Here is a 20,602-nt window from a genome sequence, read left to right as displayed (position 1 = left end):
ACTCTATGAACCCTGACTTTTCTCCATTGCGCGAATTCAACATCGATCACCTTACGGTTAATCTGTTCCAAAACCGACAAAGTCTGGGCGAAAACGCGGCCTTTCAAGCCGCCGAAGCCATTCGGAATTTACTTACCAAACAGCCGGTCATCAATATCGTCTTTGCTGCGGCTCCCTCGCAAAATGAGTTTCTGGATGCCCTGGCCAGACAGTCCGATATAGACTGGACGCGAATCAACGCCTTCCATATGGATGAATACATTGGCTTGCCCGACGATGCTCCCCAACGGTTCGGCAATTTCCTGAAAGAGGCCCTATTTAGTAAAGTACCCCTGCTGGCAATTTATTACATTGATGGCAACAACGCCCCCGACGAGGAGTGCAAACGCTACGCAGCTTTATTAACAGACTACCCCGCCGACATTGTGTGCATGGGTATCGGCGAGAACTGCCATATTGCCTTTAACGACCCGCATGTAGCTCGTTTTGATGACCCTACTCTCGTCAAAAAAGTCGGTCTGGACTTAACAAGTCGCTGGCAGCAAGTTCACGACGGTTGTTTTGCCAGTCTGGATCAAGTGCCCGAATATGCCCTCACGCTCACGATTCCGGCACTGGTCAACGCCCCAACGATCTTTTGTATGGTGCCGGCTGCGCACAAAGCCGAAGCCATCCACCATACATTGACCGATCCTGTTTCAGAAAACTATCCGTCGACCTGTTTACGGCAGCACCCGAATGCCACCCTCTTTATTGATCAGGACAGCGCCCGCTTACTTTAATTACCAGAGTTTTCTTATAAAAATAAGGGGAACGCGGATGACACAGATTGAACGGATTTTCGCTGTAAAAACTGACACTTCCCGGTTTAATCTGTGTAAATCCGTTCAATCTGTGTCATCCGCGTTCCCCTTATTTTTATAACCCTGCTCTAGTTACTGAACAGACGAAAACAAGGTATAGGTACCGGCCAGCCAATCAGGAATAGTCTGAACGTGGGTCTTGCCAACACTCGTAAATAGCTGCACTGTTTTACCTGCTCCCCTGGCTTGCATAGCGTCATAGGCATTCTTCGAATTCAGGTAATACACCTGTGGATCGGCGTCGCCGTGGTACATATGCAACGTCGTTAGCGGCTTCCAGTCGTAGATATTATTATCAGCTACGGCGTTTAAGAAGGCAGTGTCTGTTCCCGACAAAATACCGGCCTTGAACGAATCGGTCAATATCTGATCGAAACTTACGGCCACGGTAGCCAATTGCCGGTTCTTCTGAATATCTGTCAGATATGGCTCTTTGAAATAAAACGAGAGCGGCCGGTTGAGCTTGTAAATCTGGTCGTAGGTAAGCAATACCCACAAAAACGCCCGGTTCCACTGCGCCACCCCAGCCGATGGCTGCGTCAGTAACGCTTTCATAAAATTAGTCTTGTCATAGGCCCCGGCCCCGCACGAAACCGCCCGCAGATTAAACTCAGTGGGTACTTCTTCCTGCATCTTTTTGTAGAGTGCCATAGTCGCAAAACCACCTTCTGAGTAGCCCGCCAAATAGAGCCGCGAGTCCCATTTAATAGCAGAATGGGCCTTTATGTACTCTCTAGCAGCTCGCAGCATATCCAGACTGGCCTGCGCCTGACTGGCCCGGTGTTCATACGTATGAGGTAAGTTTTTAGAAGCCCCAAAACCAATATAGTCCGGGCAGGCAATGATGTAGCCTATAGACGAAAAGATGGTGGCGTACTGATAAGCCTCACTGCCGGGACCGAAGTTAGACGGTGCATCGACATCATCGAAAATAGTACCATGCTGTTCGCTGATCATAGGAACAGCCTCAGTAGTCGCTGGAATGATCAACAGCCCCGATGCCTGAATGCTGCTGCCATCCCAGTTCGTTGTTTTGTAGACGAGTTTAACCGCCGACACTCCCTGACGCAACAGAAGAGCATAGAGTGGACTAACAGCCGATGCCTGCGTGACAAGTTGCTCTTTTGTCAGCGTGGCAACGTCAGTGCTACTCACCAGATATTGATCGGCAGTGGGCTGGGGATCGGTCGTTGCGGATGAACAACCCGTTATATAAACAACAACAAAAAGCGCGACGCTAACCGATCGCCAGGTCTTGAGTACTGTCAACAGTTTCATTGTCTGATTTTAAGTAAAGAGGTATGCAAATATGGCAATAGTCATTGGTGTAAGCTATCACTTCGGTTACCATTCCTGTCACTTTTGAGTTGTCGAGGGGATGCCTTCAAGCCGCTACCCCTCTCCGGTTTACGACGGCCAGAACGTACGCTACTGACAACAATCATATGGTTACCTTATGCTAATCAACCTCCTCCCAAAAAGCACCGATTATCTTTAGTGCATAAATTAAGGGCATATATTCCCACTATTCTTTACCAGTATAAACATGACACAGATAGCCGATGAGTCATCTGTGTCATGCAAAAAAGTACCCCACTAATTCTCTATGAACAACCCCGTTCACAGCTTTCACATCCCGGTCATGGGTCTGGCCTATACTATAGACTCGCCATTTAAAGTGGCGCGTTTCGGTATCAATTCGGTTCTGTCGATTGTCGAAGACCGGCTGGTAGAGTCTATGCGTAATTATTATTACCAACAGGCAAATGAGCCCTATATACCAATTACATCTCAGGAAGATGACTACCGGGTCCGTCGGATAACGGACTACCTCGACCTGATGAACAGAACCGTTCAGGGTCAGATTGACACACTAAAAAATGCCGCCTTCGAAACTGGTTCAGAGCTTGTTAAATACTTCGAGATGCTGCCCGATAGCAGTAAGCTGAAGAGTTTATACAACAAAATGGCGCAGTCGGATGACCAAACCGAAAAAGCCCGTTTAGAACACGTGTTGAGAAGCCAGATTCAGCCGGGAAGTATTGATGTCAACATCATGACGAAAGTTGACAAAAATAACCTCGATAAAGATGGCGTTGTGGTTGATAATGGCTCCGATGCGATCAGGGCTTTAGAAGGTTACGCAAAAAGTACCCTGACCAACTCATCGATTATTTTCTCGGCGGGACTGAATCCACGCCTATTCAATTACCTGGAAAACTGCCCTGGGTTCGATGCCAAAGGCCCTGGCGAGTTCGACAAGAAAGTCGTTATCAAGGTAAGTGACTATCGGTCGGCGCTGATTCAGGGGAAATACCTGGCCAAGAAAGGCGTTTGGGTCAGCGAATTCCGGGTCGAATCGGGCCTGAACTGTGGCGGTCATGCTTTTGCTACCGATGGGTTTCTGATGGGGCCGATTCTTGACGAATTCAAGAACAAAAAAGACGAGTTGGTCAATGCACTTTTCCCGCTCTATACCAACGCCCTGCAACTAAAAGGCAAGCCCGTTTTTGATGAGCCTCACCCCATTATCCTGACGGTTCAGGGGGGCATTGGTACCCATGAAGAAGACCAGTTTTTACGTCAATATTATGGCGCTGCCAGTACCGGGTGGGGAACGCCCTTCCTGCTGGTCCCTGAAGCAACCACCGTCGATAACGATACGTTGGGGAAACTCCAGAACGCTCGTCAGGCCGACGTGGTCTTGAGTAAGGCCTCTCCACTAGGCGTGCGGTTTTATTACCTGAAAGGCACCACTGCCGAAGTGGAAAAACTGAATCGCATTCATCACGGAAGAGCGGGAAGCCCCTGTACCGAGAAGCACCTCGTTACGAATACCGAATTTACCACAGAGCCTATCTGTACGGCTTCGCTGCAGTATCAGAAACTGAAGCTGGCCCAACTTAAATCACTCAACCTCCCTGCCCATGAGCACCACCGGCTGACAGCCGAGGTAGTTGAAAAAGAATGCTTGTGTGTTGGGCTAAGCAATGCGGTTTCGCACGTATATGGCGTTCCGTTTCTTAAAAAATTACACGCCGTAACGATTTGTCCCGGCCCAAACATCGCTTATTTTTCCAAGGTTGCATCCCTGGCCGAAATGACCGACCACATATACGGACGGACAAACTTACTCACCGGCCCCGAACGGCCTCACATGTTCGTGAACGAGCTAACCCAATACCTGAATTACCTGAAGGAGCAGCTAGTTGACCTTGATCTTTTGGATAAAAAACGAGTTACGTACGTCAAGAATTTCTGCCGGAATCTAGCTGATGGCATTACTTATTACCAGCAGTTGACACCGAACGTTGACGAGTCCCCAGCCGCACAGGAAGCGTTTTCCAGAGGATTAGCCGAGGCTGAAAACCGGCTACGTATGCTCATGCAGGAGTTTCTTCCGATGCTGGTTGCCGAGGCCGTGTAAGCTCCCATTACCACAGGAAATTACATACAAGAAAACAAAAAGAGCAGGCCGCAAACAGCCTGCTCTTTTTGTTTGACGTAAAGTAAAGAGTGTCAACCAACCCTATGCCTGAACCTCAACCTGTATGGTTGGCTGCATACTCACTTTGGAACGAATTGAGTTGGAAATCAGGCAGACTTTTTCTGACTTCAGCAATACCCGATTTGCTTTGTCCATATCACTTTCCTGAACGATAACCACTTCCGGGAAAAGCGTGATCTCGGCAACCATCAGCACATTATCGATCTTCTCAAGCTTGCCTACCGCCCGACAGGTAAACGTTTCAAATGCCAGTTGGGAGTTTTCGGAAATTGCCAGAAAAGATGTCATAAAACAACTCGAAACGGCAGCTACCATCAAATGCTCAGGCGACCAGATTCCAGCCATGCCTTTAGGGAAATCGGGCGGGGTGGCTACCTCGATTGTTGTCGTTAAAGCAGGCGAACTCAGTTGACCCATGCGGTCGTGTTGCCAGCCAAGATTGACTTCGTAATAGATAGGTTCCATACACTAGTTTTTGAATTTAATACCCCAAAGTTGGCCGTTAGTCGAGTACTGTTCCGTGATAAATGTTACAGATGGCGACCTGATTGTTGTCAGCTTTACAGCCCTTCTCCATCAGTAAATAAGGACTGCCTTTTCTACGCTTCTAACAGATTGAAACTCATTTCGTAGTTTTTTTAAGGCGACTAGTACGAATGCCAAAGGGTAAATAAAGAGGGCATGAACTCATCAGGCTGGTTAGCACAAACACGCCAGCTACAACGAGGGCCACAATACCCCACACGCCCGCAATAATATCCTTGTAAAACAGGATAGCCAGAACAATCGCAATGACAACCCGAAAAAGCCGGTCAACAGACCCCATGTTCTTTATCATGATAGTGTAGTTTTTGGAACGAAGTACGGCGCTATCCATCACGACTTCCGTGACATTTGTTACACAGATCAGAAATCAGCCAACAATGCCCGCTCACCAAATCAGCAACATAGCGGGTCTCTGCTTATATTTGCTTTGCTTCATTTAATAGCCCCTTACATACAACCATGAATAACTTCAACAAACGTAAAATTCGACAGCTATTGACGGCGGCTTTCGTTTTGCCGCTTCTACTCTCCTCATTTACGGGCTTCGGTCAGTCGAAAGCCAGTAGCGGCAACGCCGTTTCGGCAATTAAAGAAAGTGACATCAAACGCGACTTGTTTGCCCTGGCGGGCGATCATTTTCGGGGTCGGGAAGGCGGTTCCCTCGATGAACTAAAAGCGTCGGTCTGGATTGCCGACCAGCTACGGGCAATGGGCTTGCAACCCGCCGGTGATGATGGCACGTTTTTTCAGTTTTTCCATATTCAGCGCACCCGCATCACCGAAACCAGCCGACTGGCTATCGGCTCCCACCAGCTTGTTCATGGTCAAGATGCGTTTATTCTGGCTCCTGCCATTGCTTCTGTTGACGCACCGCTCGTATTTGTGGGCAAAGGAACACCCGAGGATATGGCTAAAGTCGACATCAAAGGCAAAGCCGTAGCCCTGGAGTTTTCAGGGACAGGTCCTGCCGAAATCAGCTACCGTCGGCATTTATTCGGGACCATGACCCGTCGGGCTGCAGAACTGGTAAAGGCCGGTGCGCTGGCCGTTGTCTGGGTTTCTGACACACCCGCCCAGTCGTATTTTGAACGCTGGACAACGGGTCTGGAGCGCGGCCGATATGACTTGCCCGGCGGGGCCAACACCCGTGTTTTTTCGCAGGCGCCTACGGTCTGGCTACCGGCCAGTGCGCTGGACTGGGTTAAGCAACCGGGACAGCAGTTTACCAATGTTGTAAACGTCGAAAGTTTCAGTTATCCGTCCGTTAACATTGTTGCCAAAGTGCCGGGCACAGACCCAAAGCTCAAAAATGAATATGTCCTGTTCAGCACCCACCAGGACCATGATGGCGTTCGACGGGCGGTAGCGGGGGACTCGATCTGGAATGGGGCCGACGATAACGCGAGCGGCTGTGTGGCAACGATGGCCATAGGGCGTGCTTTTGCCCAGAAACCCGGCAAGCGGTCGGCTCTGATCGTTTTTCACGGTGCCGAAGAACGTGGATTATTGGGTTCCCGCTATTATGTGGAGCATCCCACCGTACCAAAAGGGTCAATTGTGGCGGTACTAAACGCCGAAATGATAGGCCGGAATGCGCCCGACAGTGCTGCTATTCTAGGCCAGCAATCTCCGCACCGTAACTCAACCGACCTTGTCGATGCGGCTTTGGCAGTGAACAAAACCGAGGCACATTTTAAACTCGATACCCTGTGGGATAAGCCCGAACACCCGGAAGGCTGGTATTTCCGCTCAGACCACCTCCCCTACGCCCGCGCCAATGTGCCCGCTATCGCGTTTACGACCCTGCTCCACGCCGATTACCACACGCCAAAAGATGAACCCGACCGCATCAACACCGACAAAGTGACCCGTATTGCAAAGTGGATTTACCTGACTGGCTGGAACGTGGCTAACCGCCCTGACCGGGTTCGGGTCGATCCCGGGTTTAAGCTGGAACGGTAGATTTTGCTATAAAGCATTGTCAAAACCTGAACCTGTTCAAACGTCTACTTTTGATGAGATTTAGGGTGTTTTTTGTCATCCCGACGATAGGAGGGATCTTCGGTAGAAAGAAGTTCTCCGGTTTACCGAAGATCCCTCCTATCGTCGGGATGACAAAAAACATCCTAAATTTCACTAAAAGTAAATGTTTACGTTTCAAGTTGGAATGATAGAAAAAAAATTAGTCCATACCCGTTTGAAAAGTTTAAACAGGGTTTATTCACCACAGAGACGGTCCGCCGTTGCGGCACAATTGTCACAGAGAACTTTTTCCTCCGTGACCTTTGTGCCGCAACGGCGGACCGTCTCTGTGGTGAATAAACCCTGTTTGATTAATTAAATCATTTTCCTTTATCGACGTCCGCCACCGCCGTGGAAACCACCGCCACCACCGTGAAAGCCGCCACCGAAACCACCACCGCCACCGAAGGAGCGCGTACCGCCCCCGCCCCAACTCTGTGAACGGGAACCGCCAAAATTTGTGGATGGTGCCGCTACCCGGCCACCGCTAAAACCACCGTTCGACGGATTAAACTGCCGACCACTCGTTACCCAGTTGCCACGAGAAGACGAAATTCCCCTCGACAAGCCAAACGCACGGTTGGCGGCAGACATAAAGCCCGCATTGGCTGGATTGTATCCGCGATTTATACCCGAGTAGTGGGAATAGTACCGATTGTATTGGCCATACAGGTGCGGATAGGCATAATGCCCACCACTAAAGAACCAGTTGGAAAAACCATAAGAAGGCAAACCAAACACCATCATATTACCGCCTAATCCATAATAGAAACCAGTGCCATACCACCAGGCCGATGGATACCACATGGCTGAGGTGTACCAGTATGGATAGCCAAACCAGAATGGATACGGGTTCTGATAATAGTTGGACGTGTTTGTCCAGGCAGGGTTTGGATTGATGCCATTCGTATTATACCCATTGGCCCGTGCGTAGGCCTGACCAGCCTGCTGCAACTCCTGTTTTGCCTGCGGGTCGTTGTTCAACTGATTCTGATAATCAGCCAATTCCTGCTTATTCTGAGCGTCCAGACGATCATGTAAGGACGCTAAATCCTGCGTCACCTGGTCGGGATTGTTCCGGTAAGCGTCAGCCAACTGAGCCGTCTTGTCGGGCTGATCGGTGAGCGTCGTCATAACGTCGGGCATCTCGATCAACTGACGGAACGCCTGTTGCGTCTGATTATCCAGGGGTGCGATTAACCGCTCGAATCCCTGCTGCGCCTGTTGATTCAGGTTATCGACCTGCACCAGGTCGTCGTGATGGTGACGATACAATTTCCAGGTCGACTCCTGCGAATCGGTTGGCAAGCTTTTGGCCAGCGTTTTTATCTCCGACTCACTGGCATTTGTCGGCATAGTAGCCAGCGTGTGCAGCAGGTCGGGGTAGCGGGCAATGTCGTAAAACCAGCCTTGCTTCGTTTGTCCGTAACCCTGAATGATAGTACTAAATCCCTGTTCACTGGCAGCGCGTTGCTGAGCCAGCCCGCTTAATACCTGCGGCTGCTGGCTAGCCAGTAGAACAGACTGACGAACATCATCCCGGTAAGGGGCAATAGTCGAAAATAAACTTTGGTCGGTATTGTTAACCGGTTGCTGCTGACCGAATTGTGCATTTTGGGCAAGGGTGGGTTGCCATCCTGCGGCCAACAGACCTAATGAAAGCAGCAAAGCTTTAGCCGTGATACTCTGGATGAACGTTTTCATAATCTACTCCCTTTATTCGAGAAAAATGTAGTTGTATTACCCATCAAAAACAGGCCCGCCAGATCGATAATAGACACGCTATTGTCTAAAATTTAAGCCCTATTCCTGACTATACAAAGAACAAAAATCACCCTGAACTAGGTATAAAGTGCAGGTTAATGTTTGGTTAAATAATCATCGGTTACATTTAAATAGCCAACCACATAGAAAACAGTGGGTTCTGGCGCTTTAATAGCTGGTCTCCGTGTGGCCATTCGCTAGGTAATTCGACTCATTTAAAACAAAGTAGGCACGAACGTTACTTCTTGGTAATATCATTTACTTACCATAAAGTTAGTGTTATGAAGGTCAATTACAGTCGCTTACTCATTACCTGTACACTGGTTACCAACGTGCTAGCCTGCCAGACCACATCCAACAAGAAACAGAATCCGGAGTCCGGCCCGACAGAAACGCCCCCGGCTATCCCCGTTGTCGTGAGCCGGATTCAGAATGCACAGGAAGGTGGTCAACTTGTACTAAGCGGTTCTACCGAAGCTGAAACCACCGTTAACCTGGGATTTATGGTTGGCGGCAAGCTGAATCGGGTCGTTATTCAGGAAGGCCAGACGATTCGGGCAGGGCAATTGATTGCCTCCATCGAACCAACTGATTACCAATTGGGCGTGACGATTGCCAACGCCAATGTTGCTCGTGTTCAGGATGAATATAACCGGCTTACGATTCTGAAAGAACGGGGCAGCCTCACCCCCAGCGACTACGAAAAAGCCGTAACCGGTCTGGAAGAAGTGAAGGCCCGCCAGCAACTAGCCGCTAAAAACCTGCGGGAAACGAAGTTGTACTCACCCATTTCCGGTATCGTGGCCCGCAAGGGAGCCAATGCGGGCGAGATTATTCCGCAGGGGCAACCTCTGTTCCAAATTGCGGATATTCAACCCATCAAAGTGAGAGTGTCGGTACCCGAGTCGGAAGTGGGTCAGTTGCGACTCGGTCAGTCTGCTCAGATCACGATTCCGGCAATGAACAAGTCCTATACGGGCCAAATATCCCTGATAGGGGCCGTTGCCGATCCTGCATCCCGCGCCTATTCGGTTAAGATTGACTTACCAAATCCAACGCTACAGATTCGGCCCGGCATGATCGCCGATGCGCGATTGGTTGCTACGAATACAAAAAAGGCACTGGTGTTACCCGGCAATGTCGTGCTGCGTGATGATGACGGCTCGACCTATGTGTTTGTGGCCGATGTACAGAAAAAGCAGGCCTTTAAACGAAAAGTAACGGTAGGCCAAGTGTTTGCCAGCGACATTGAGATCACCTCCGGTCTCAACGCAACCGATCTGATCGTTACTGGTGGTCAGCAGAAATTGCAGGATGGGGTGTCGATTCAATTTAACCAGCCTGCAAAATGAATCCCATCAAAGCCTCTTTAAAATACCCACAAGTAACACTGAGTGTTGTGTTTCTGGCTGTGGCGCTGGGCATCTACTCGCTGTTGACCATGCCCCGGCGGGAAGACCCGAAGATCACCATTCGGACGGGTCTGGTCGTTGCCTTCTTTCCCGGTGCCAACTCGGCGCAGGTCGAAGATCAGGTAACGCGTAAAATTGAACAATACCTTTTTGGCTACGCCGAAGTACGAAAGGAAAAGACGTACTCGACCACCCGCGATGGGGCCGTTGTGATCAATGTCGAACTGGAAGAAAACGTTAAGAACCCGGACGTTTTCTGGTCGAAACTGCGTCACGATCTGAATCAGGCTAAAGTGCTTGACTTACCGCAGGGCGTTCAGGGACCCATTCTCAACACCGATTTTGGTGATACGGTCGCCCTGTTGATTGGAGTCGAGTCCGACCAGTTGTCATATACCGAACTAAGCGATTACCTCAAACGCATTGAAGATGGCCTGCGCACCAATAAAGCCGTGTCGAAAATCCGGCGATACGGCGAGCAGAAAGAACAGATCACCATTACGGCCAGTTCGCAACAACTTGCTCAATATGGCATTAAATGGACGCAGGTTGTGCAGGTGTTACAGGCACAAAATGCAATAAAAGCCACTGGCAACGTCAAAACCGACGAGTCGCAGGTGCCGCTCTATGCGCAGGGATTTTACAATACCGAACATGAAGTGGCCAATCAGGTGATTGGCACAACCCCAACCGGGGCAGTCATTCGGCTTGGCGAGGTGGCTACCATCAAACGCGAATATACCGACCCCACGTCCACCATCTCGGTAGACGGACACCCGGCCCTGATGCTGTCTGTAGAGATGCAGGAAGGCAATAACATTGTTCAGTTTGGCGATCAGGTGGCGGCTAAACTCGCCGAGATTCAGCAGAATCTGCCCAGTTCGATCAAGCTAACAACGGTCGTCAATCAGCCTCAGGTCGTACAGCGAAGTGTCAGCGACTTTATCCGGGAGTTTTTCCTGGCTATCGTATCAGTTGTCATCGTGACCATCATCCTGCTGCCTTTCCGCATTGCGGCCGTGGCGGCTATGGCTATTCCGGTAACGGTGGCGGTTACCTTTGCCCTCCTCCACACCTTCGGAATTGAATTACATCAGGTGTCACTCGCGGCTCTTATTGTGGTGTTGGGCATGGTGGTCGACGATGCCATTGTCATTGCCGATAATTACGTTGAGTTGCTGGACGAGGGAGTCGAACGCTGGACAGCCGCCTGGCGAAGTGCCACCGATCTGGTCGTTCCGGTGTTAACGGCCACGGCCACGATTATCGCGTCGTTTCTGCCGATGGTGATCCTGACGGGGTCAGTCGGGGAGTTCATTTTCTCGTTGCCCGTTACCGTATCCATTGCACTGGCCTCGTCATTCATAGTGGCCATGTTGCTCACTCCCTTTTTGTGCTACACGTTCATTAAAAAAGGGCTTCATCAGGCCATCGACGCAGTAGACAAGCCTACCAAACCGAAGAAAAAGTCGCTGCTGGACTATATGCAGGATGGCTATGACAAGGCTATTGGCTGGTGTATTGACCACCGCACGGCTACGCTCATTGTGGCCGTAGTTTCCATTGCCGCATCAGGCCTTTTGTTTAAAGGAATACGCCAGAAATTCTTTCCGGCGGCCGAGCGTAACCAGTTTGTGGTGGAGGTCTGGATGCCAACCGGCACCAAAGTAGAGAAGACAAATCAGGCGGTTGCCAGGTTGGAAAACCTGATTAAAAAAGACAAAAAGGTTGAAAACTATGCCTCGTTTGTGGGCACCAGTGCCCCCCGTTTTTACTACAACTTCTCGCCCGAACCACCCGTTACTAACTACGGTCAATTATTGATCAACACCCATACGGATGCAGAAACTGAAGCCCTGGCGGAGGAGTTGACCGAAAAAGTAGCGGCTGCCGTTCCCGATGGAAGCCCGCGTGTTCGCCTGATGCAACAGGGTGCACTGACCATCGCACCGGTCGAAGTACGCATTGTTGGCAATGACCTCCGGGAGTTGAAACGCCTTGGCACCCAGATTCAGGCCATCGTTCGAAAAGCGCCCGGCAGCGCACTCGTTCGCACTGATTTTAAGGAAGATTATTACGGTGTCGGGATTGCCTTGAAAGATGAAGCCAACCGGCTGGGCTTTACGACATCGGGTGTAGCGACCAGCATTTACACTGGCTTTTCGGGAGCACCCATCTCGGTACTTTATGAAGGCGACCAACCCGTCAATCTGGTGTTGCGACTTGATGAAGAAAGCCGCCGGAATTTCACGGATCTGGAAAACACCTACATCAACTCGCCGGTAACGGGCAACAGTGTGCCTCTCCGGCAGATTGCTACTCTCCGCCCCGAATGGCAAACCGGCCGCATCATGCATCGAAACGGGGTTCGAACGCTGACTGTGCAGGCCGAAACCCACCAAAACACCTTACCATCTGAAGTTTTGAAAGCTATTCAGCCGCAGATCGCTAACATCCGGCTACCCGTTGGCTACAGCATACAGTACGGTGGAGAAGATGAAAACCGCAAAGCGACGTTTAGCCAGATGGTTGGCGCATTGGGCATCAGTCTGGTCCTTATTTTCCTGATTCTGCTGTTTCAGTTCCGTAACCTCAAGGAGTCGCTGGTGGTGATGGCATCCATACCGTTGAGTCTGTTTGGGGCTCTGCTGGGGCTGCTGATTACTGGCAATCCGTTTGGATTCACCGCGTTTATGGGCCTCATCAGCCTGTCAGGAATTGTTGTTCGCAACGCCATCATCCTTGTCGATTACGCCAATGAACTAATTCGCAAAGGAATGGACATTCGCACTGCCGCTATGGAAGCCGGCAAGCGTCGGCTACGGCCCATCTTCCTCACCACAATGGCCGCAGCTATTGGCGTGGTGCCCATGATTCTGTCGGGCTCGCCCATGTGGAGCCCGCTGGCGAGTGTACTGGCGGTGGGCGTCATTTTTTCGATGGTAACGGCCCTGCTTGTCATTCCCGTCCTGTTTGTAATGACCGTCAAAACCAAAGAAGAAGCCATTGCCTACCAGGCCTCTTAACGAACTCAACCATGACCAATTTCATAAAAATCAACCTGTTGCTGGCGTTATCCGGTCAGGCAGTATGTGCCCAAACAAGCCAGTCGATTTCCCTTGCTCAGGCACAACAACAAGCTATAGAACAGAACCGGCGGCTCAAAATAGCCCGCTATAAAGTGGATGAATCCGGCTACAAAATCACCGAAGCACGCAGTCGGCTTTATCCATTGATCGTGGCCAATGGCATGTATGCCTACAACGGCGTTACCCGCGACCTGACCCTGCCCCGTGGGTCAATTGGTGTGCTGCCCGGCACAACACCCATCCCGCTTCCGCAACAGGATTTGACCTTGTTTAAAGCTAAGCACAACCTGTTTTTGGGTAATGTACTGGCCTATCAGCCAATTAGTCAGCTGGGTAAAATAAAGGATGGGGTCAAGGTGGCCGAAGCCGATGTTGAACTGGCCCGCACGCAGGTAAGTGAGGCTGAACTGGCGATTCGGCAAGGGGTTGAAAAACTGTATTATGGGCTGCTGATTGCCCAAAAGCAACAACAGCAGACACAAACTACCATCGACCTTACGCAAGCTAAATTATATGATGTAGAGAGTGCCCTTCTGGCTGGCAAAACCGACCCCGTCAACAAAGTGGGCCTGCAGGCCGATCTGGCCAACCAACAGCAGCAACTGTTGCAGCTAAGCAACCAAATCGAAGACTACACCGCCGACCTGAACGAGTTGCTGGGGCAATCATCAGGCACTCCGCTGATGATCAACCCGGTCAGCGATTCACTCCCCACGTTAAACCCGCTGACCACTTATCTTGAAGGGGCGAAAACGGGGAATCTGGAACTGCGTCAGGCCGATCAAACCAGTCAGAAAGCGACCCTGGGCGTACAGGCCGCCCGCAAGGACTACATTCCAACGGTGGGGGCACTGGGGGGCTATCTGTTCCAGAATGTCATCTCCGACCTACCCCAAAGTAATTACTTTCTGGGGCTACAGATGAGCTACAACATTGTCGATTTCGGTCGTCGCCGGTCGACGTTAAACCAACGCCTTTCGCAGCAGAAGCAGGCCGATGAAAACCGCCAGTACACCAGCGAACACGTTCGGGCCGACGTGGAGAAAGCTTACCGGAAAGCACGACAGGCCCAGTCGTTATTACCCATTGCCGGGCAGGCCGCTCAGTATCGACGGGACGAGTTGAAAATCAAAAATGACCGGCTGGTGGCTGGTCTGGTGTTGAAGCGGGACGTACTGGAAACGCAGGCCACCCTGACTAAAGCTGAAGTTGATTTATATGCTGCCCAAATGGCGTATCGGCTCGCCTTAACGGAGCTGGAACAAAAAAGTGGGATTTCCCATTTATCAGCCCAACACTAGGGAAAAAAGCTCCGTAAAGGGCCACATCGAGCGGGAAAAGTTTTATGGCGTAACCAATGGTTTCAGACAACCTGCTCCGGTTCGACAGAAAACTGCCTGGCCATCTGCTGCTTTTTCTCAGCCACTTTTATGGGGCTACCAAAGACATAAAACCATTTTTCGCGAAGCCCTTTTGCCTTCCTGACATCACGGATAATATCGGTCAGCTCATGAAAATTGATGTGGATGGGGTTAGCCTTCTGCTCGATATTAGTCGTTATACCATAAATGGGCCGTTCATCCTCAGGCTCGTATGTATCGAAAATTCGGTCCCAGAAAATAAACGTAGCCCCAAAATTCTTGTCGATATACTTTTCCTGCGAACCATGGTGAACGCGATGGTTAGAAGGCGTAGCGAAGATAAACTCGATCCATCGAGGGAGTTTTTTGATGTATTCTGTATGCACCCAGAACTGAAAAAGAACAGCCAGTTGACTAACCGTAAAGAAAACAATGGGGTGAAATCCCATTAACGCGACGGGTACAAAAAAGATGATTTTCAAGTTCTGAATCCAACTTAGCCGGAACGAAACACTCAGGTTGTAATACTCGCCCGAATGGTGAACAATGTGGGTTGCCCACCAGAAACGCTGCTCATGTGACACCCGATGTGCCCAATAACTGAAGAAATCGAAGATCAGGTAACAGGGAACCAGCGTCCACCACTGAAGTGCCATTCGCCACGGCAGCAGGTTATATAGCCACACAACGCCATACAGCAACCCCAGTTTAACCCCCGCTCCTACCACCAGTGAGCCAAGGCCAACCAATACCGACCCGAGGGTTTCCCACTTGTCATAATACGGTTTTTCCTGAATGTAGGTAACAACCATTTCGATGGCAGTCAGCAGGATCATGATCGGAACGGCCCAAAGAATTAGATTTGGAGCCCCCTGCTCTACGGTCCAAAGTTTGTCGATTGGAATTTCCGGTGCACCAAATAAGGGGTCAAACATAGGAAAGATCGTTTTCAGGTTGTTGAGTAACTGGATAATTCAGAAGGATTGTAATTGCTTACTATGGCAAGTCAAAAAACATGCATTCACCTTAAAATGAACTTAAAAAAATCTTAAAGATTACTTAGAAATCTACCCGCTCTTCCGGTAGACCAGTATTGAGGACAAGCTCAGTTATCCACCGAATGCCGAGAGTTTATCAACCACACCTAACATAACAGGTCATGGATACGTTTACTAGTGGCGTGATACACGCCGTTGGCAATGGTGGATGCTGGCCCCTAAGTAGTCGGGGCCAGCATCCGATCCGATTCCGTTATGAATATTTTTTTAAACAATCGTGGTTAGGCTACTCATTTTCCAATGCCCGGCAATACCGAAAGCAGGCTGCGTCCCTTGGTCGCTACGGCTTCGCGGAACTGATTGCCAACAATATTTTTGATAATATCTCCGCTATCCCGCTCACCCCGAACCAATGCTTTTGTCAGCTCGATAGCCTGATCGGTAGTGATTTTTCCGGGCATGGGCGGCTCGTTCTGGTCCACGATGGCATCGACAATAACCGGCCCGTCGTGCGCCAATGCCTGTCGGATGATCTCGTCGGCATTTTTGGGATCGTCGATGGTGAAGCCGGTTGCGCCACAGGCTTTAGCATAGGCGGCAAAGTCAATTGACTGAATATCAACCCCAAATTCAGGATTACCTTCCAGCACGATCTGCTCCCACTTGATCTGCCCATACGAATTATTATGGAAGATGAAGACTTTAATGGGTAACTTGTACTTGACCGCCGTAGCCATCTCGCCCATCAGCATTGTAAAGCCGCCATCGCCCACCAGCGCAACCACCTGCCGACCAGGATAGGCCACCGAAGCTGCAATGGCATACGGTAAACCCGACCCCATAGTGGCCAACAAACCCGAGGTTGAGAACTGCATTGTACCCCGCATCTGAATATGTCGGGCCGCCCAGGTCGTGTTGTTGCCACAGTCGCAGGTAACGATGGCGTCGTCGTTCAGCAGCGGGCTCACAATGTACGGAATCACCTGTGGTTTCATGGGTATGTCGGTCTGGGTTCCTCGCTCGGTCATCAGCTCGCGCCAGAATTCCATCCGCTCCTGTGCTTTTTCCAGAAATCCCCGATCTGCTTTCCGGGTAATCAGCGGTAGTAACGCCTGAAGGATGGTTTTACTGTCGCCCACCAACCCAACATCGACCGGCGTTCGCAGGCCGATACGCGCAGCGTCAAGGTCAATTTGTATGGTTATAACCTGTTCGGGTTTTGGGTAATACTCAAGGTACGGGAAGTGGGTACCGATCATCACCAGCGTGTCGCACTCTTCCATAGCATCCTGCGACGGGGCTGTACCCAACAGCCCCAGGCCACCCGTTGTATATGGGCTATCGTCGGGCAGAACGCCTTTCCCCAGCAACGCTTTAATGACCGGCCCGCCTACAGCTTCAGCAAGTTGAATGACTTCCTCACGAGCATGAAGCGCCCCCCGACCAACAAAAATAGCTACTTTTTCGCCCGCGTTAATGAGGTCGGCGGCACGCTGAAGCTGGGCGAGAACGGGCGTTGTCTCCGTACTTACTTTCAATATACCCGTGTGTTTCGGAATATTGGGCATTGAGCGCGTATCATCGCCCACTGTCCATTCCTGAAAATCCTTGGGAAAAGAGATGTGCGACACCGTGCGCTGGCCGAGTGCCGTACGAATGGCCTGATCGACCGCATTCACTACATGGTCCGGCCCCATGATCCGCTCATTGTAAGGTGCCAGATCCATGAATACTTTCACCAGATCAGCATCCTGCTGATAGAGTGAACCACTTATATCATGATAGGTATGCCCCGTTATGGCCAGCACCGGCTGGCCATCATATTTGGCATCATAGAGACCGTTGAGCAGATGAAAGCCGCCACAACCCGAGGTCGCCATGCAAACGCCCAGCTTACCAGTAAACTTGGCGTATCCGGCCGCCATGAATGCGGCTGCCTCCTCGTGACGAACCTGTATAAAACGAATCTGATCCTGATGGGTACGCAGTGACTCAAAGAGACCATTTATACCATCACCGGGTAGTCCAAAAATAGTATCGACTCCCCACTCAATTAAGCGTTCAATTAAAAGATCTCCTCCTGTTTTTGCCATAAGTCAAACAGGCAAATCGGGTTAGTAGCGTATTTGATTACCTGCTGTTATCTATAATCGTCTGCCCGTTCATATTGTTAGATAACGTATATAGGTCAACTAAAAAATAAGCGCGAATACATCGTAAAAACACAGATTATATACGCAAACGGCCTTTTTGACGCTGTCTTCTATCTAGTAGAAAGCCAAATGGTAAGAAAGGGAGTCGTCAACGCTTTAAGGGTTGATGGATGGCGCGAACGTCTTCGTTCGTGCCAGGTATTCGGCGGCCTCTGGCCGCGTTCTATTCAGTTACATCGGCCAGAGGCCGGAAAATAGTGGGTACGAACGAAGACGTTCGCACCATCAATTCTCATCAATTACGTCGAACAATGAAAAATTTCTCACTTCTGCTTTTTCTGCTAACGGCACTCGCGGCCCAGGCACAACCTGCTTTATGGCGTCCTCAACCCTGGCCTGTGCTGAAGCGCTACGATCAGCAGCACCTTACGCGCATTGCCCTCCCGCTTGGTGGCATTGGTACGGGTACAGTTTCGCTGGGCGGACGCGGGCAATTGCAGGATTGGGAAATTATGAACCGCCCGGCCAAAGGCTACAGCACGGTGCTAACGGGCAACACGGCTCCGTTCTTCGCCATTAACGTGCTGGAAGTGAAGAAAACGAAAGCCCTGTTGGGTCCGCTCGAAGCCCATGAATACCAGCATATGGAAGGACGACCCGTTGACCATCATGGCTTACCCCGCTTTGCCAACGCCACGTTCGAGACAGCTTATCCCTTCGGACAAGTTAGTTTGAGCGATGCAACAATGCCCGTTTCGGTGCGGATAAAAGGGTTCAACCCTCTCATTCCAGCCGATGCCGAGTCCAGTGGCTTACCCATTGCCGCGCTGACTTACGAAGTGACCAACACCAGCAATAAGCCACTGACTATTTCCGTTTGCGGGTCGATGCACAACTTCATCGGTCGGGATGGAAGCAAGAACAACAAATCCTGGAAAGGTGAACTCGAACCGCAGGGGGCTAAACAGAATCGTAATCAGTTTCGGCAGGAAAACGGCCTGAGCGGTATCTATATGTACTCCGATGGGGTTAACAAAGCCGATCCGGCCTGGGGCACGGTTGCCCTTATCACCGCCGAGCCACAGGGCGTTAGTTACCGCACGTCGTCTGTCACGAACGCCTGGGAAAATGCGCTGCTCGATTTCTGGGATGACTTTAGCGACGATGGACAACTAACCGAGAAGGCCCAATCGGCTGATGAAGACCCGATGGCGTCTTTATCGGTACAAAAGATAATCGAACCCAATCAAACGCAGGCGTTCACTTTTTTCCTGACCTGGCACTTCCCGAACCGCTTCGCCTGGTCGAATGAGCGTGTAGGTAATTATTACACGACACAGTATACCGATGCCTGGGCCGTTGCCGTCAAAACCGTTCCGCAGTTGCCGAAACTGGAACAGAAAACCCTGCAATTCGTCAACGCCATCATGCAAAGCAGCTACCCCGCCGAAGTAAAAGAAGCAGCTTTGTTTAACACTAGCACCCTGCGCTCACAAACCGTTTTCAGAACAGATGACGGGCGGTTATTTGGCTGGGAAGGCGTAATGGACGATGTAGGCTCCTGTCAGGGGTCGTGTACCCACGTGTGGAATTATGAGCAGGCCACTCCGTTCCTGTTCGGTAAACTGGCGAAAACCATGCGGGATGTTGAGTTCAACTACGCCATGGATACAACGGGGCTGATGAGCTTTCGGGTGGGGCTACCCCTGAAAAAAGGGTTCGGTGGTGGTGTTGCAGCCGCCGATGGACAAATGGGTACGATTATGAAGTTCTACCGTGACTGGCAGTTATCTGGCGATACCGATTTTTTACGCAAAAACTGGCTCCATGTAAAACAGGCACTGGCGTTCGCCTGGATACCGGGTGGCTGGGATGCCGACCGCGATGGGGTAATGGAAGGTGCCCAGCATAATACTATGGATGTAGAATATTTCGGGCCAAATCCACAAATGCAACTCTGGTATCTGGGCGCATTAAAAGCGGCTTCGGCGATGGCAACGGCGATGAATGATCGGTCTTTTGCCCAAACCTGCGATCAGGTTTTTCAGAAGGGCAGCGCCTGGACGGATGCCAATCTGTTCAATGGGGAGTATTACGAACAACAGGTCATTTCTCCGGCAGGCCATTTGATTGCCAAAGGGACGTTTTCGGGTTTTAATAAGGTGGAGCAGAATGACCCGGCCTACCAGTTAGCCAAAGGTTGTCTGGTCGATCAGCTTGTGGGTCAGTTTATGGCGCACGTTTGCGGGCTGGGTTATCTGGTTAATCCGCAGCATGTCAAAACGACGTTACAGTCCATCCTGAAATATAATTACCGGGCTTCGATGGCCGACCACTTTAACAACATGCGGTCGTACGCGTTGGGCGATGAAGCGTCTCTCCTCATGGCAAGCTGGCCCAAAGGACGCCCCAAAGTACCCTTCCCATACTTTTCGGAAGTGATGACCGGCTTTGAATATACCGCTGCCATTGGCATGCTGTACGAAAACCAGACTGAGCCGGGACTATTGTGTATTCGCAACATACGCAATCGTTTCGACGGCAGTAAGCGAAATCCTTTCGATGAAGCCGAGTGCGGTCATCATTACGCCCGTGCAATGGTGAGCTGGGCGACAACGCTCGCCCTGAGCGGATTCCAGTATTCGGGCGTGACACAGACAATGCAGTTCAACAATCAGGAAGGCACATTCTTCTGGTCAAACGGTTATGCCTGGGGAACGTGTACCAAGAAAAAACAAGCCAATAAACTACAGATCATGCTCACGGTTCTACACGGACAGTTACCCCTAAAAAATCTGGAAATTGACGGGAAGCGACTAAACGCCCGAAGCCTTACCGAAGGAGAAAGCTTTGCGGGGAACATTTAACGATCCATAGTACCTTTAC

General features: G+C 50.6%; 13 protein-coding genes. 7 read left to right on the top strand and 6 right to left on the bottom strand.

All coding sequences use genetic code 11. The features are described 5' to 3' along the window. Window positions 1-5: 5 nt before the first annotated feature. On the top strand, window positions 6-782 hold the full coding sequence (locus tag CWM47_RS13520) for a glucosamine-6-phosphate deaminase (RefSeq protein ID WP_100988476.1): 777 nt from the start codon (window positions 6-8) through the stop codon (window positions 780-782). Between the two features lie 153 nt (window positions 783-935). On the opposite strand, the gene CWM47_RS13515 is transcribed toward CWM47_RS13520, so the two are convergent. Beyond that, complete coding sequence (locus tag CWM47_RS13515) at window positions 936-2,141, bottom strand: alpha/beta hydrolase family protein (RefSeq protein WP_100988475.1); 1,206 nt, start codon at window positions 2,139-2,141, stop codon at window positions 936-938. A 328-nt stretch (window positions 2,142-2,469) separates the two neighbouring features. On the opposite strand from CWM47_RS13515, the gene CWM47_RS13510 reads away from it, so the two are divergent. Continuing rightward, window positions 2,470-4,290, top strand: coding sequence for a hypothetical protein (locus CWM47_RS13510; RefSeq protein WP_100988474.1), 1,821 nt, complete (start codon window positions 2,470-2,472; stop codon window positions 4,288-4,290). A 102-nt stretch (window positions 4,291-4,392) separates the two neighbouring features. Here the strand turns inward: CWM47_RS13510 and CWM47_RS13505 are convergent, their stop codons facing one another. Then, a complete protein-coding gene (locus CWM47_RS13505) occupies window positions 4,393-4,836 on the bottom strand; it encodes an OsmC family protein (RefSeq protein WP_100988473.1) in 444 nt (147 codons plus the stop codon). Window positions 4,837-4,993: 157 nt separating this feature from the next. Beyond that, the gene (locus tag CWM47_RS13500) at window positions 4,994-5,209 is read right to left on the bottom strand and encodes a YgaP family membrane protein (RefSeq protein WP_100993863.1); all 216 of its coding nucleotides are present in this window, start codon (window positions 5,207-5,209) and stop codon (window positions 4,994-4,996) included. Between the two features lie 167 nt (window positions 5,210-5,376). Between CWM47_RS13500 and CWM47_RS13495 the strand changes: the two genes are divergently transcribed. Then, complete coding sequence (locus CWM47_RS13495) at window positions 5,377-6,879, top strand: M28 family peptidase (protein WP_100988472.1); 1,503 nt, start codon at window positions 5,377-5,379, stop codon at window positions 6,877-6,879. A gap of 390 nt (window positions 6,880-7,269) precedes the next feature. Here the strand turns inward: CWM47_RS13495 and CWM47_RS38115 are convergent, their stop codons facing one another. Next, window positions 7,270-8,643, bottom strand: coding sequence for a DUF3300 domain-containing protein (locus CWM47_RS38115; RefSeq protein ID WP_157815961.1), 1,374 nt, complete (start codon window positions 8,641-8,643; stop codon window positions 7,270-7,272). Between the two features lie 341 nt (window positions 8,644-8,984). Here CWM47_RS38115 and CWM47_RS13485 point away from each other — a divergent pair, with 341 nt between their 5' ends. From CWM47_RS13485 to CWM47_RS13475, 3 genes are read left to right on the top strand one after another with little or no spacing between them, the layout of a single operon-like run. Beyond that, the gene (locus CWM47_RS13485) at window positions 8,985-10,055 is read left to right on the top strand and encodes an efflux RND transporter periplasmic adaptor subunit (RefSeq protein WP_100988471.1); all 1,071 of its coding nucleotides are present in this window, start codon (window positions 8,985-8,987) and stop codon (window positions 10,053-10,055) included. After that, window positions 10,052-13,141 carry an efflux RND transporter permease subunit gene (locus tag CWM47_RS13480; protein ID WP_100988470.1) on the top strand — a complete coding sequence of 1,030 codons (3,090 nt, stop codon included), beginning with the start codon at window positions 10,052-10,054 and terminating at the stop codon, window positions 13,139-13,141. The genes CWM47_RS13485 and CWM47_RS13480 overlap by 4 nt, the downstream gene beginning before the upstream one ends. A gap of 11 nt (window positions 13,142-13,152) precedes the next feature. Further along, the gene (locus tag CWM47_RS13475) at window positions 13,153-14,505 is read left to right on the top strand and encodes a TolC family protein (RefSeq protein WP_100988469.1); all 1,353 of its coding nucleotides are present in this window, start codon (window positions 13,153-13,155) and stop codon (window positions 14,503-14,505) included. Between the two features lie 62 nt (window positions 14,506-14,567). Here CWM47_RS13475 and CWM47_RS13470 read toward each other — a convergent pair whose 3' ends face one another. Both CWM47_RS13470 and CWM47_RS13465 read right to left on the bottom strand, forming a co-directional pair. Next, the gene (locus CWM47_RS13470; protein ID WP_100988468.1) at window positions 14,568-15,500 is read right to left on the bottom strand and encodes a sterol desaturase family protein; all 933 of its coding nucleotides are present in this window, start codon (window positions 15,498-15,500) and stop codon (window positions 14,568-14,570) included. A gap of 353 nt (window positions 15,501-15,853) precedes the next feature. Beyond that, entirely contained in the window at window positions 15,854-17,656 is a 1,803-nt protein-coding gene (locus CWM47_RS13465; RefSeq protein ID WP_100988467.1) for a thiamine pyrophosphate-dependent enzyme, read from the bottom strand. Window positions 17,657-17,886: 230 nt separating this feature from the next. Here CWM47_RS13465 and CWM47_RS13460 point away from each other — a divergent pair, with 230 nt between their 5' ends. Beyond that, a complete protein-coding gene (locus CWM47_RS13460; RefSeq protein ID WP_240625895.1) occupies window positions 17,887-20,583 on the top strand; it encodes a GH116 family glycosyl-hydrolase in 2,697 nt (898 codons plus the stop codon). The last annotated feature ends 19 nt before the right edge of the window (window positions 20,584-20,602 follow it).

The organism is Spirosoma pollinicola, assembly GCF_002831565.1.
GTDB classification, from domain to species: Bacteria; Bacteroidota; Bacteroidia; order Cytophagales; family Spirosomataceae; genus Spirosoma; species Spirosoma pollinicola.
The sequence above is the reverse complement of the archived record's forward strand: the minus strand, read 5'-3'. Positions and strand labels throughout refer to the sequence as shown.

Excerpts from the sequence above, each read along its gene's own strand:
- CWM47_RS13505 (WP_100988473.1), bottom strand. The coding sequence starts at position 4,836 with ATGGAACCTATCTATTACGAAGTCAATCTTGGCTGGCAACACGACCGC.
- CWM47_RS13465 (WP_100988467.1), bottom strand. The coding sequence starts at position 17,656 with ATGGCAAAAACAGGAGGAGATCTTTTAATTGAACGCTTAATTGAGTGG.
- CWM47_RS13495 (WP_100988472.1), top strand. The coding sequence starts at position 5,377 with ATGAATAACTTCAACAAACGTAAAATTCGACAGCTATTGACGGCGGCT.
- CWM47_RS13520 (WP_100988476.1), top strand. The coding sequence starts at position 6 with ATGAACCCTGACTTTTCTCCATTGCGCGAATTCAACATCGATCACCTT.
- CWM47_RS13470 (WP_100988468.1), bottom strand. The coding sequence starts at position 15,500 with ATGTTTGACCCCTTATTTGGTGCACCGGAAATTCCAATCGACAAACTT.
- CWM47_RS13510 (WP_100988474.1), top strand. The coding sequence starts at position 2,470 with ATGAACAACCCCGTTCACAGCTTTCACATCCCGGTCATGGGTCTGGCC.
- CWM47_RS38115 (WP_157815961.1), bottom strand. The coding sequence starts at position 8,643 with ATGAAAACGTTCATCCAGAGTATCACGGCTAAAGCTTTGCTGCTTTCA.
- CWM47_RS13500 (WP_100993863.1), bottom strand. The coding sequence starts at position 5,209 with ATGATAAAGAACATGGGGTCTGTTGACCGGCTTTTTCGGGTTGTCATT.
- CWM47_RS13485 (WP_100988471.1), top strand. The coding sequence starts at position 8,985 with ATGAAGGTCAATTACAGTCGCTTACTCATTACCTGTACACTGGTTACC.
- CWM47_RS13460 (WP_240625895.1), top strand. The coding sequence starts at position 17,887 with ATGGCGCGAACGTCTTCGTTCGTGCCAGGTATTCGGCGGCCTCTGGCC.
- CWM47_RS13515 (WP_100988475.1), bottom strand. The coding sequence starts at position 2,141 with ATGAAACTGTTGACAGTACTCAAGACCTGGCGATCGGTTAGCGTCGCG.
- CWM47_RS13480 (WP_100988470.1), top strand. The coding sequence starts at position 10,052 with ATGAATCCCATCAAAGCCTCTTTAAAATACCCACAAGTAACACTGAGT.
- CWM47_RS13475 (WP_100988469.1), top strand. The coding sequence starts at position 13,153 with ATGACCAATTTCATAAAAATCAACCTGTTGCTGGCGTTATCCGGTCAG.